Annotated in this window: 9 protein-coding genes; 7 read left to right on the top strand and 2 right to left on the bottom strand. The window is 39.7% G+C overall.

From position 1 onward, the window contains the following. Positions 1 to 73 precede the first annotated feature (73 nt). Positions 74 to 2425 (top strand): FISUMP domain-containing protein, encoded by a 2352-nt coding sequence (locus D0T84_RS18875; RefSeq protein WP_163309412.1) that lies wholly within the window; start codon positions 74 to 76, stop codon positions 2423 to 2425. Between the two features lie 489 nt (positions 2426 to 2914). Here D0T84_RS18875 and D0T84_RS18870 read toward each other — a convergent pair whose 3' ends face one another. Next, positions 2915 to 3943, bottom strand: a complete 1029-nt coding sequence (locus D0T84_RS18870; RefSeq protein ID WP_163309411.1) for a YeiH family protein — start codon at positions 3941 to 3943, stop codon at positions 2915 to 2917. 158 nt (positions 3944 to 4101) lie between these two features. Between D0T84_RS18870 and D0T84_RS18865 the strand changes: the two genes are divergently transcribed. From D0T84_RS18865 to D0T84_RS18845, 5 genes are all read left to right on the top strand, one after another. Continuing rightward, positions 4102 to 5100 carry a malate dehydrogenase gene (locus D0T84_RS18865; protein WP_163309410.1) on the top strand — a complete coding sequence of 333 codons (999 nt, stop codon included), beginning with the start codon at positions 4102 to 4104 and terminating at the stop codon, positions 5098 to 5100. 689 nt (positions 5101 to 5789) lie between these two features. Next, entirely contained in the window at positions 5790 to 8021 is a 2232-nt protein-coding gene (pflB, locus tag D0T84_RS18860) for a formate C-acetyltransferase (RefSeq protein ID WP_163309409.1), read from the top strand. Between the two features lie 63 nt (positions 8022 to 8084). After that, a complete protein-coding gene (gene pflA, locus D0T84_RS18855) occupies positions 8085 to 8801 on the top strand; it encodes a pyruvate formate-lyase-activating protein (RefSeq protein ID WP_163309408.1) in 717 nt (238 codons plus the stop codon). 11 nt (positions 8802 to 8812) lie between these two features. Further along, positions 8813 to 9607: a formate/nitrite transporter family protein gene (locus D0T84_RS18850; RefSeq protein ID WP_163309407.1), complete on the top strand. Its 795-nt coding sequence runs from the start codon at positions 8813 to 8815 to the stop codon at positions 9605 to 9607. A 362-nt stretch (positions 9608 to 9969) separates the two neighbouring features. Beyond that, positions 9970 to 11262, top strand: a complete 1293-nt coding sequence (locus D0T84_RS18845; RefSeq protein WP_163309406.1) for a site-specific integrase — start codon at positions 9970 to 9972, stop codon at positions 11260 to 11262. A gap of 380 nt (positions 11263 to 11642) precedes the next feature. Here D0T84_RS18845 and D0T84_RS18840 read toward each other — a convergent pair whose 3' ends face one another. Then, positions 11643 to 12449 (bottom strand): inositol monophosphatase family protein, encoded by an 807-nt coding sequence (locus tag D0T84_RS18840; RefSeq protein WP_163309405.1) that lies wholly within the window; start codon positions 12447 to 12449, stop codon positions 11643 to 11645. Between the two features lie 209 nt (positions 12450 to 12658). Here D0T84_RS18840 and D0T84_RS18835 point away from each other — a divergent pair, with 209 nt between their 5' ends. Further along, positions 12659 to 12832, top strand: a complete 174-nt coding sequence (locus D0T84_RS18835; RefSeq protein WP_163309404.1) for a histone H1 — start codon at positions 12659 to 12661, stop codon at positions 12830 to 12832. The last annotated feature ends 273 nt before the right edge of the window (positions 12833 to 13105 follow it).

Here is a 13105-nt window from a genome sequence, read left to right as displayed (position 1 = left end):
AAACTGATGGCTCCTTAATTTATCGTTAACTCTCTCCTATGCAAAGGTAAAAACTATATAAATCTTGTAAAAGATGACCGAGACCGAAGGATTACGTTGCATCCCTTATATGTTCAACTATCAGGAGATGGAACTCACAGCATCCTATAGTGGAGCCACACCTGCATCATATCAATGGATCGTGAATGGTGAAGCCATAGCAGGCGCAACATCGAGTACATACAGATACACTCCGGGAAGCCTCGAATTGGAAGAAGACGACCTTGGTAATTTCAAAAAAGTAGTAGATTTCTCCTGCCAGATGGAGGTTAATGGTGAAATGATAAAAGCTGCTAACTACCAAGTACTAGTAATACAGGCAGGGCCGGCAGAAGGTGACGGAAAACTGCATCCGATATATGTAATGGTATGGAACGAGGGTAGGACAGAGCTGGTAAAAACAGCCTTTGCCCACGTCAACCTGGGAGCTGAAAGAGACACCGATCCATGCAACTGTTTCGGAGACTTGTACCAATGGGGTAGAAGAGCTGACGGGCATCAGCTAAGAAACAGCGAGAATTATCCTACGAATGATAATATCACCGAAGAGAGTGGTATAGCTTCCATTTCGGATCTTAATTCCGATGGACAAATAACTGTTGGTAATATTCGTGAAAAGAAGTTTATCAAGCAATTTGATTCTCCTTTCAGTTGGCGTCCAATATCGAAAATGAATACGCTTTGGGGAGATGGAACGTTGGGCTATAATCAGGCAAAAGCTATACCTGGTGATCCTTGTCCTACAGGCTGGAAGGTTCCAAGCCAGAAATTTTGGGATATTGCTTTATCTATGACCAGCAATTGGTCGTGGAGTGGTAAGGGCTACCGTTTTGCTAAAATGGTTCACCTGCCGGCTGGCGGCTACCGAAAATACAGTAACGGAAAACTCACTGAGGTAGGAACCCTTGGGCTTTATTGGAGTACTTCCTCTCTTATGAGCTCTCCTTATGGGGCATACGGCATAGACTTTTACAACGGCTTCTTCGGGTCAGCTTATTACAATACCAGCCGGGCTACCGGACGTTCGGTTCGCTGTGTGGAGAGCGAAGTTATAGACTGTGAGGAAATAACAGGAATTACAATCACCGGAACCACAAAGTTTGCTGTCGGCTCTACGATTTCCATGACCGCGGAAGCGACTCCTGCAGATGCCACTTTTGTGCAATATGAATGGTATCGTGGCCCGACTCTTGTAGGAACAGGTGCGACATATACTAAAACGAATGCTACAATCGATGATCTGGGAGATTACAAAGTAGTAGCAAAGAATGATTGTTCTGAAGAGGTTAGTTATCGGACACTGGGAATATGTACGGTGATAACAAAAGCCACCTATACGCCTTGTGCCACTTATATGTTCACTTATCAGACATTACCACTTGAAGTAATTAAAACCGGAGGTGATGGCAACACTGACTATCAGTGGTATGTAAACGGAGATGCGGTACCCGGTGAAACTTCCGCAACATACAACTTTGGCCAGGGAACCCAAGGCTTATATGAGGTATATTGTAAAGTGTCAAATGCCTGTAGTACAGTGAATTCTAATAAAGAAACAATAGAAGTGGTAGAAGCTGAAATAGGTAAACTGAAGGCTATCACAGTGAATACGATTAATGCGAGTGGGGTTAAAGGTACACTTGAAATAGCTCATGTGAATTTAGGGGCTGAAAAGGATACAGATCCTTGCTTCCTTTACGGAGACCTGTACCAGTGGGGAAGAAAAGATGACAATCATCAGCTCCGTACAAGTACAAGAGTAACAGGTGAAGCCTCCGGCACCGATTTAAATACAAATGGACAGGTAAAGACAGGGAATGCCAAATACGGTAAATTTATACAGCTGAATTCCGATGCTAACCCTGATGAAGATAAAGATGATTGGCGTTCTCCGCAAGATAATAAGCTGTGGGATAGCGATTCATCAAAAAAAGGAACGGGAGATCCTTGCCCAACTGGTTGGAAAGTGCCGTCATTAGAGCAATTAACTTCTATCTTCCGGGCAGATGCTATACCAAGTAATGAATATAGTGCTGGAACGGCAACGGCTAATACATGGCAATGGGTTGGAGGTACCAACAAAGCTACCGGCTATATGATAAAACGTACAAATGCCGGTGCCGGATTTGTTCCGTCATTGTTTTTGCCTGCTGGTGGTGCGCGTAGCCATAAACTAGTTAATGCCAGCAATACTGATCTTCGCAATGTTGGAGAACATGGGCGCTATTGGACCAGTTCGATCAGAACTAGTATCAGGCCTGTTGGGGACGAATATTACTATGGTTACTACTTTTTATTAGGTACATATGGTTTAGGAATCCCAGGTGTACGCCCAGGCCACTATTTTAATGCAGAAGGGCAATCTGTTAGATGCATAAAAATGTAAAGTTATACAAGACTAAACTTAAAAAGACGGTTTTTAAAAACCGTCTTTTTAAGTTTGTATGCCTCTGTAAAAATCTTCGCTAAAATTTAAACAGGCTCTTAGTAACTGTTAGGAAATTTCTCGTTCTGATTTTTAGAATTGTTTTTGAGATAATTTTTACTTCCGCGAAGCGATAGTAGCGGGCTACTTGAGCTGAGTGAAAGAGAAAATTAACCGAAAACAAGCTAAAAATGAACGAAGAACTCTAGATCTTTTTCATACGAAAACCAATTCGTGAAATTTCCTAACAGTTACTTAGTAACCGTTAGGAAATTTCTCGTTCTGATTTTAGAATTGTTTTTGAGATAATTTTTATTTCCACGAAGCGATAGTAGCGGGCTACTTGATCTGAGTGAAAGAGAAAATTAGCCGAAAACAAGCTAAAAATGAACGAAGAACTCTTAACCTTTCTCTTATGAAAAAGAATTCGTGAAATTTCCTAACAGTTACTTAAAATACAGGGATATATTTTACTATAAAATAACCTCCGATTAGCAGCCAAAGAAATAAGATAAAGGCTAAGACAAAAGGTTTGGCTCCCGCTTCTTTAAACTTCCTCAAATGCGTTTCCATACCAAGCGCAGTCATGGCCATCGTCAATAAGAATGTATCTAAATAATTAATACCGTCGACAATGTTCTGGGGCAAAAGATTTAAGGAGTTAAATCCGATAACTGCTATAAATCCAAACGCAAACCAGGGAATGGTTATCTTTATAGCTTTTGAAGCGCCATCATCGGTATGCTTTGCCTGCCGGCTAACAACAAGCGCACATATTAATAAGACAGGAGCCAGAAACATAACGCGTATCATTTTCACAATGATAGCTGTCTCTGATATACTACTGCTCATTGCATCGCCTGCTCCCACTACATGGGCTACCTCATGCACCGTAGCTCCTGTGTAAAGGCCCCATTGCTCATCGGTTAGCTCCAATATTCCATTCCTGTACAAAACAGGGTATAGAAACATGGCGATAGTTCCGAATATGACGACAGTGGACACAGCAATGGCGGTCTTATGTGGCTTATTGTTCAATACGGGCTCCATCCCTAATATCGCTGCTGCTCCACAAATAGCACTCCCTGTACTTGTAAGCAATGATATCTCCTTATCTATTTTAAACAATTTTCCCAGTAATAATCCGAGAAACAATGTTCCTGCTATTATAATTATATCGATGACAATAGCCGAAAGCCCTACTGATACGACATTCTGGAAGGTTAGGCGAAAACCGTACAGGACGATAGCCAGCCTTAGTAATTTTTTAGATGAAAAGGTAATTCCCGGAAGCCATGCTTCAGGCATATTCTTTTTGAGTGTATTACCATAGAGCATTCCTAAAATAATCCCTATTATCAGGGGGCTAAAGGATAAATATTTCAAAACCTGAAACTCGGAGATGTAGAATGCTGCACAAGCAAACAATGCAACAAATAATATTCCGTGGATTATATGCATTCTTTTCTGATCGATCATCTTTTTCTGTTTTATGTAATATTATTTAAATTTTACTGACTTATTATTGTTGTTTTAAACAAATAAGTCTTTCTTATGTTTATCTATTAACAGAACTAAATTTTTTCATTGCTCCATAGCAGGACATTTGAGAGTTATAACTATAAAATAATAAGAACATGAAATTTCTTACATCAGAAAAATTGACAATCATCGGGGCCGCAGGAATGATCGGCTCTAATATGGCACAATCAGCCATCCTCATGGGATTATCATCCAATATTTGCCTGTACGATCCTTATGCTAAAGGACTGGAAGGCGTTGCGGAAGAATTACTGCAATGCGGATTTAAAGGAGTTGACATTACATATACCAACAGTATAGAAGAAGCGCTTAGAGGCAGTAAATATATTGTAACGTCGGGAGGTGCAGCGCGCAAAGAAGGCATGACCCGGGAAGATCTGTTAAAGGGTAATGCGGAAGTCGCCATCCAGTTTGGTAAAGATGTAAAACAGTATTGCCCGGATGTAAAACATGTTGTCGTAATATTCAATCCCGCAGATATAACAGGGTTGCTTGTGTTGTTATATTCCGGGTTAAAACCATCGCAGGTATCTACATTGGCCGCCTTAGACAGCACAAGGCTACGAAACGAGTTAGCAAAACATTTCAATATACATCCCGACAAAGTGGCTAATTGCAGAACGTATGGAGGTCACGGAGAGCAGATGGCTGTATTTTCTTCTACTGCTACTGTAGATGGGAAGCCTTTAAACAGCCTGATAGGAACTTCGGCTCTTACTGATACAGCATGGAATGAAATCAAAGAAAAAGTAGTGCAAGGCGGAAAAAAAATTATAGAACTAAGAGGACGCTCTTCGTTTCAGAGCCCGGCATACCTGTCATTGGAAATGATACAGGCTGTTATGGGCGGCTCCGCTTTCGACTGGCCTGTAGGTGTATATGTCTCTAATAAAGATTTCTCAAATATTATGATGGCTATGGAAACCAAACTTGATAAAAGCGGAGTACATTATCAGATTGTAGAAGGTACTACGGATGAACATAAGGCTTTACAAGAAAGCTATGTTCATCTATGCAATTTAAGAGATCAACTAATTCAATCCGGAGTTATCCCTGCAATAGACAAGTGGAATTCCATAAATGCGAATTTGTAGGTTAAAGTATTGATAATATAAAATTTATCCCCAGGTAAAGAGGCTGAATCGAGAAATCGAACAGCCTCTTTTTCTTTTCCATAAATCGAATTAAAGAGGCAATTTCCCTGTCATTTTAACCTTTAATATCTTGTTATAAGCCATAAAGAAGAGGACGCATCTTTTTTAGAGTTCAATTCCATTAGTCGTTTTTACATACACTCCGTTCCTGTAAATGTTATTTCGTGACTCGGCATAACAAAAAATAAATTTTAGTTCTGCCCTCGCTACTTAAAACGTTCCTATTTAGAGCTGGATTGTTAAATCGAGTTTACAAAACAAGCCTTTTCTTAGCATAAAAAAAGTAAAACAAATAAATTACTCACATAAAAGTTATTACCTTTGTATCACATTTTGGTGTCATTTTCTATTATTCATAGAAAATGGTGAAAAGGGAATCAGGTATAAATCCTGACAGACCCGCTGCTGTGAGTTCTTTTCAGTGAATAGTTAACAATACAGCAGGAAAATTCTTTGAACAATACCAAGTGCCACTGATTGACAGTAATCGGTTATCAACTATCAGCCTTCATTTTTGCTGACTGTTAACTACTCAAGTTAAAGTATTACCATAAAAAACACAAGTAACAGGTTATATCATTATAACTTAAGTTTTTTATGTATAATATTTTATATCTATTTTAATAAATATGGAAGCATATAAAGATTTTAAAGGAAGCAAGTGGAAAGAAGAAATCAATGTAAACGATTTTATTCTTAAAAACTACACAGAATACGCCGGAGACGAGTCCTTTCTGGAAGAACCAACAGAAGCGACCACCAGATTATGGGATAAACTTAGTGAAATGTTCAAGGTGGAAAAAGAAAAAGGCGTTTATGATGCCGAAACTAAGATCCCTTCCCAAATTGACGCTTACGGAGCCGGTTATATTGACCAAGAATTGGAAAAAATAGTCGGTGTACAAACAGACAAACCCCTCAAAAGGGCAATCTTCCCCAACGGAGGGTTGCGTATGGTACAGCAGAGCCTCGAAGAATATGGCTATAAATTAGATCCGGTTATAACCGAAATATTCACTAAATATCGCAAAACACATAACGAAGGGGTCTTCTCCGCCTATACAGACAGTATCCGCCGAGCCAGAAGTAATGGTTTGTTAACAGGATTGCCTGATGCATACGGGCGGGGACGTATCATTGGTGACTACAGGCGTATAGCACTCTATGGAGTAGACCGTTTAATCTCAGAACGCGAAAAACGATATAAGGAATGTGACCCGATAGTAATGACTGATGACCTGATCCGTCTTCGCGAAGAATTGAATTCACAGATACAAGCGCTGAAAGCCCTGAAACGTATGGCTGCTTCTTATGGCATCGATATATCAAATCCGGCGACTAATGCACAAGAGGCTATTCAATGGACATATTTTGGATATTTGGGTGCAATAAAAGACCAGAACGGTGCTGCAATGAGTCTGGGACGTGTAACTACATTCCTGGATATTTATATCGAACGCGATTTAAAAGAAGGCCTGATTACGGAGAAAGATGCGCAGGAGCTGATAGATCATTTTGTAATGAAACTTCGTATCGTCCGGTTCCTTCGTACCAACGAATATAACGAACTCTTCTCCGGCGATCCGGTCTGGGTTACCGAGTCGTTAGGAGGAATGACTAATAACGGGAAATCGATGGTAACTAAAAACAGTTACCGCATGTTGCATACCCTGTATAATTTAGGGCCGGCACCAGAGCCTAACCTGACTATACTTTGGAGTGACCGCCTGCCTGAAACATGGAAGAGATATTGCGCGAAAGTATCCATCGATACATCTTCACTACAATATGAAAATGACGATATAATGCGCCCGCAATTAGGTGATGATTACGGTATTGCCTGTTGTGTGTCTCCTATGCGCATAGGTCATCAGATGCAATTTTTCGGCGCACGGGCTAACTTGCCTAAAGCGCTTCTTTACACTATAAACGGTGGGAAGGACGAAAAAACCAAAGCACAGGTATTGCCTAAGCATTGGGTAGAAAAAGTGTCAGGAGATTATCTCGACTTTGAAGAAGTATGGGAAAAATTCGACCGCACATTGGACTGGGTAGCGGAAACTTATGTGAAAGCTTTGAATATTATCCACTATATGCACGATAAGTATTCATACGAGGCATTGGAAATGGCTTTGCATGATGTGGATATCGTTCGCACTCAGGCTTTCGGTGTATCAGGACTGTCTATTATCGCCGATTCCTTTGCCGCTATCAAGTATGGCAAGGTACGTGTGGTAAGGGATGCCGACAATGACGCGGTAGACTACATTGTAGAAGGCGATTATGTTCCTTTTGGAAACAATGATGACAATACCGATAAGTTCGCTGTAGAGATAGTGGAGAAATTTATGAACAAGATTCGTAAACGTAAAATGTACAAAGATGCGATACCTACACAGTCGGTACTGACCATTACCTCGAATGTAGTATATGGTAAAAAGACAGGTAATACTCCTGATGGGCGTCGCGACGGAACACCGTTTGCACCCGGAGCCAATCCGATGCACGGACGTGACACGAAGGGTGCCGTAGCTTCACTTTCGTCTGTAGCTAAGCTTCCGTTCGAGCATGCGAATGACGGTATTTCCTATACGTTTGCTATTACACCGAATACTCTGGGCAAAAACCGTGAAGAAGAATCACAAAACCTGTCAGGATTGTTAGACGGATACTTCTTGCAGACAGGACATCACCTGAATGTAAATGTATTTGACCGCCAGTTGCTTATAGATGCAATGGAACATCCTGAGCAATATCCGCAGTTGACAATCCGCGTATCGGGTTATGCCGTGAATTTTGTGAAATTGACCAAAGAACAACAGTTGGATGTGATAAACCGTACAATAACGACAACTATTTAAATATTTATGAACAAAGTGAAGCCTAAAAACTTCACTTTGTTTTATCTACAAATTCTTTAATTAATGCAAGGCTTCATACATTCTTTCGAGACGTTCGGAACAAAAGACGGACCGGGAATCCGTTTCGTCCTGTTTATGCAGGGCTGCCCGTTGCGTTGCCTGTATTGTCACAACCCTGACACATGGGAAAAGAAGGATGCGAAATATTCATATGCGCCACAAGAAGTATATCGGGAACTGGATAAAGTGAAAAACTTCGTGCGTGGCGGAATAACTGTTTCCGGTGGAGAGCCGTTGCTTCAGGCCGAATTTGTACTGGAACTTTTCAAAATATGTAAAGAGCATGGTATTCATACGGCTCTTGATACATCCGGAATATTCCTGAATGATAAAGTGAAGGAGTTACTTGAATATACCGACTTGGTTCTGCTGGATATAAAACAGATCAACCCTGTAAAATACAAGGAATTAACCAGTGCCCCATTAGAGCCGGCCTTAAAATTTATGGAATATCTGGCTTCTGTAGATAAGCCAGTATGGTTACGCTATGTACTTGTGCCACATTATACGGATGATGAAAAAGACTTGACCGAATGGGCTGAATATGCGTCAAGGTTTAAGAATATAGAAAGGGTTGATATCCTGCCGTTTCACCAGATGGCAACCCACAAATGGGAGCAACTGGGCATAGAATACAAACTGAAAGATACAGAACCTCCAACTACAGAACAGATAGAAAGCGCATCCAGTATTTTTAAGTCTTACGGATTGAAAATTTAACCAAACAAACTATGGCAAACTATTATTCGCCAAAAGAAATAACACTGAATTTTGCTGCGTCAGCTACTTATAAAAAGAATTTACCATTACTCAAATTTATGCTTATCGCCATTCTTGGCGGAGTTTTCATTGCATTCGGCGGCCTGCTGTCTGTGATGGTTGCGGGTGGGATGCCGGGTATTGGAGAATCGAATCCCGGATTAATAAAATTTGTAGCCGGAGCATTATTTCCCATAGGGCTTATTATGGTTTCCATTACAGGAGCCGACCTGTTTACCAGCGACTGCGCGGCATTTAGCTACCCATTGTTACAGAGACAGATTGGCGTTGGAACTTTCTTCAAATTCCTGATATTGTCATACTTATTCAACCTTGTTGGAGCACAGATCGTTGCATTTTTACTGTCTTATGAGGTCGGGCTATTGGATAAAGAACCGTGGCAGGCTTACTTGCATCATTACTCCGAGGCTAAGGTCAGTCAGGATTTTATCAAAGTACTTTTAAAAGGGATCGGGGCTAACTGGCTGGTATGCTTAGGGATGTTTATGGGTTATGCGGCAAAAGATATTTCAGGAAAATGTATAGCAATCTGGATTCCTGTTATGTTATTCGTAACGCTTGGTTATGAGCACTCTATTGCCAATATGTTCTTTATCCCTGCGGCTATTTATTCCGGCGCAGCTATCACATGGAGCGAATTTATCTTACATAACCTTATTCCCGCGACAATAGGTAACCTTATTGGCGGTGCATTACTTGTGGGCGGAGTATATTGGTATCTCTATCTTAAAGAAGAAAAGAAATAGGAAACTGTCCATGTTCATTTTTTGATGAAAAAGCTGGTATCATATTAAGAGCTATACCTTCGGAAAGATTGTTGCCTGATACGATAACGAGTGGGGATTTTCGTGCAAAGTTTTAATAGTATTGTTTATGTGAAAAAGATAAACGGATAAGAATCTGTTTTGTTATTTTGAAAGGGAGTATCGGCGTAGATACTTCCTTTTTTATGTTTGTAAAAGACTATAAAGAAATTAGAACATCGTTAGAATAAAGCATTTAAATTATATAATAAAGATTATATGTATATCTGTGGCCTAAACAAACAATGAGACTAATTGTTTTTACCTTTGTTATCATTTATACTTATTAAGGAAATTAAAAAATTATGTCTACACTTACATTTATTCTTCGTCTGTCCAGTTGTGGCACAGACTCACCGGGACGTTTGTGTTTGCGTCTCGTACATACTCGTAGAAGTAAAACCATTTCCAGTCCCTACAAATTGTATGCACAAGAGTGGGAAATTCTACAGCAAGATCAGATACCAGACGACGCGCCTCGTAAATCTTATCTGGAAAAAGTTCAGGAATATATGGAACACATGCGGAAAGCCTTTGACAAGACCATGAGTTCTTTTCCAGATCATTTCTATTCGGTGGAAGATTTTGCTGTCTTACTATGCCCTCCATTTAAAGCTAGAGACGGGCTAAGTACATATGCCGAACAACTTTCGCGCCGTTTGGAAAGGCATGGAAAAGAACGTACGGCTCGAGCCTATCGTTCATCTTACCGTAAGCTAAGCGAGTTTGTGAAAGGTCAGGATATTAGTCTTCTATCTATTACAGCTGAACTGATACGGGCTTTCGAACAGGATCTCAAAGCCAAAGGAAAGAGCTTAAATACTATTTCCTTCTATATGCGTAATCTGCGGGCTATTTGTAATAGAGCAGTAGATGAAGGGATGATTCCCTATACAAGCGAAAACCCGTTCAAAGCGGTCTTTACCGGATTTAAAAGAACACCTAAGCGGGCATTAGGTACAGAGCAAATGCAACGTTTACAGCACATGAAATATGCTACTTATCTGGAGAAAAGAACCTGCCCGTCTTGTACTCAGGAAAAATCTTTATATGATGCATGGCGTTATTTTATTTTTTGTTTTCAAGCAAGGGGAATGTGCTTTATAGACTTGTCTTTTTTGCGTAAGGACAATATACGGGGAAATATTATCCGTTATTATCGTAAAAAGACAGGAGGGCTGATCGAAATAAAAATTACACCAATCATGCAGGTGCTGATAGATAGCTTTACTCAGGATGTAACCAAAAGCCCTTATTTATTTCCTGTTATAACCACACCGGGAAAAAAGGAACGCCTGCAATACGAAACGGGATTGAGAATGCAGAATCGCCGCCTCAAAGAATTGGCGCAGCAGGCAAGTATAGGCCTGAGTCTGACCACACATGTATCGCGTCATAGCTGGGCTTCTATAGCTAAGCGCGAAAATCTGCCTCTATGGGTTATAAGTGAGGGGCTGGGCCATAGCAATGAAAAGACAACTTATACATATCTGGCACAACTTGAACGTTCTCGCCTTGATAGTGCCAACGAGATGGTATGTGCTGTAGTGAATAAAGAAGCCAGAATGAACAAGAAGATGAAAAAGAGTATAATTTGAGAAAAATATTGAAGTCACTCACTACATAAAACATAATAAGGAAGGAAAAGAGAATATAAATTCTTGAAAAAAAGTTACTGATAATCGTACAATTATTCTGAAATTCCGCTATTAAGTAACCTGAAATATTTACTGTCGCATCTTACCATGACTGTTTTGTTTATCTCTCTGATGTATACGAAGATTACTACAGCAACAGTAAAAAACTTTTGCTTACAGTTTCGAAACCAATGATGCTCTTATTTGCAGGAAGGACTACCTCCGGTAATCCATTTTGTTGCTGCCAATCAGGCAAATGTATGGGCATGGATGACAGACAATACCTACTTTACCGCCTTGTGTTAAAAGCAGGGCGGTATAGATAAGTTGTATTCTATTTATTACAAGCCGGTTATCTGGTTGCGAAAGGGATGAATCAAGCTCTCCATGAAATTATGTAATAGAGAATTAGAAGCGATAATGTGATGACCTTTAAAAAAGGACAGGCTTCCGGTAAAGTCTGTAACATATCCTCCGGCTTCCTTAATAATCAACGCTCCGGCCATAAAATCCCAAGGGTTGATATACGCTTCGGCCCATGCGTCAAAGCGTCCGGCTGCTACATAGCACATCGACATGGCCGCGGAGCCGTTTATACGGATACTGGAAACTTTACCATACAAGGCATCTATCAGGTGATTCATCAGGGGTTTATAATCCTTATCATTATATGGCAGGTCAAGCCCGATAAATGCTTTGTTGATATTATCTGTCTCAGATACATGTATTTGCTCTCCATCTAAGTAGGCTTTCCCATCTCTCCATGCGTAGAAACACTCATTTCGGCATATTTCGTATACCACGCCTATCAGTATTTCCGAAGCAGTGGCTAAGGCGATACTTACACAATAGGGTGCATTGTCTTGTATATAATTGGTGGTTCCATCCAGAGGGTCTATAATCCAGTAATAATCTTTCACTTCAAACTCGACAGTGCCTTCTTCCGTTATAAATCCGGCATCGGGTAATAATTGCGAAAGCCTGTCAACCAGCAGCTTTTCGGTTTCTTTATCTACATACGACACATAGTCGTGAGCATTCTTTTCTTCAACACGCTCTTTGTTAAATGATTTTCTTTCCTTTGCTAAAAAATTACCACCTTCTTTTGCTATTTTGCAAACCTCGGATGTAAGAGTTTCTAAATTCATAATCGAAAATTAATGAGGTGGCAAAGTTAATCAATTAGAAGTAAAGATAGTACAATCATATTATTTATCTCTCAATAAAAAATATCGCTCTTAAAATCACAGATTATGAAATTTATTTCTATTTTTTTTGTTAATACTTAAACTGTCATTCATTATGATTGTTATTAAAATGAAATTATCTTTGTCGAAACTTTTTTAAATAAAAACAAATGAAAAATTTAGTAGAAAAATTAAATCAAGATTTTGCAACATTTGCAAAAGACGCAGCTTCTCAAATCGAAAGTGGTAATAAAGCAGCCGGTCAACGTGCCAGGAAGGTTTCTCTTGAAATCGAAAAAGCGTTGAAAGACTTCCGTAAGAAATCTATCGAAGCAGCAAAATAAATATACTTTCAAAGTATTAAGAAAAGGGGTAATTAAATTATCCCTTTTTCCATTTATGGAAAGTATATCAATCCATTCTTTGTAAGCAGTATATAAGGTATTCATTACAATTCCGTATTATATAAAGGGAAATACTTATTGTATCAATAGCGTCCTAAATAAAAAGTGAGAGGTTTTCGTTTTCTGTTCCTTAAAGTTACCTTTGAGGTGCAACACAAAAAACGAACCTCTCATGGCAAAAATAACATTATTCGCTCAAATTCTTAGCAAACT

The organism is Dysgonomonas sp. 521 (genome assembly GCF_010501055.1).
GTDB lineage: Bacteria > Bacteroidota > Bacteroidia > Bacteroidales > Dysgonomonadaceae > Dysgonomonas.
Note: the sequence above shows the minus strand (reverse complement) of the source record. Positions and strands in the feature narration are given on the sequence as shown.

Bases quoted from the DNA above. Each gene is read 5' to 3' on its own strand.
- D0T84_RS18865 (WP_163309410.1), top strand. From the start codon at position 4,102: ATGAAATTTCTTACATCAGAAAAATTGACAATCATCGGGGCCGCAGGA.
- D0T84_RS18835 (WP_163309404.1), top strand. From the start codon at position 12,659: ATGAAAAATTTAGTAGAAAAATTAAATCAAGATTTTGCAACATTTGCA.
- D0T84_RS18845 (WP_163309406.1), top strand. From the start codon at position 9,970: ATGTCTACACTTACATTTATTCTTCGTCTGTCCAGTTGTGGCACAGAC.
- D0T84_RS18840 (WP_163309405.1), bottom strand. From the start codon at position 12,449: ATGAATTTAGAAACTCTTACATCCGAGGTTTGCAAAATAGCAAAAGAA.
- pflB (WP_163309409.1), top strand. From the start codon at position 5,790: ATGGAAGCATATAAAGATTTTAAAGGAAGCAAGTGGAAAGAAGAAATC.
- D0T84_RS18850 (WP_163309407.1), top strand. From the start codon at position 8,813: ATGGCAAACTATTATTCGCCAAAAGAAATAACACTGAATTTTGCTGCG.
- D0T84_RS18870 (WP_163309411.1), bottom strand. From the start codon at position 3,943: ATGATCGATCAGAAAAGAATGCATATAATCCACGGAATATTATTTGTT.
- pflA (WP_163309408.1), top strand. From the start codon at position 8,085: ATGCAAGGCTTCATACATTCTTTCGAGACGTTCGGAACAAAAGACGGA.
- D0T84_RS18875 (WP_163309412.1), top strand. From the start codon at position 74: ATGACCGAGACCGAAGGATTACGTTGCATCCCTTATATGTTCAACTAT.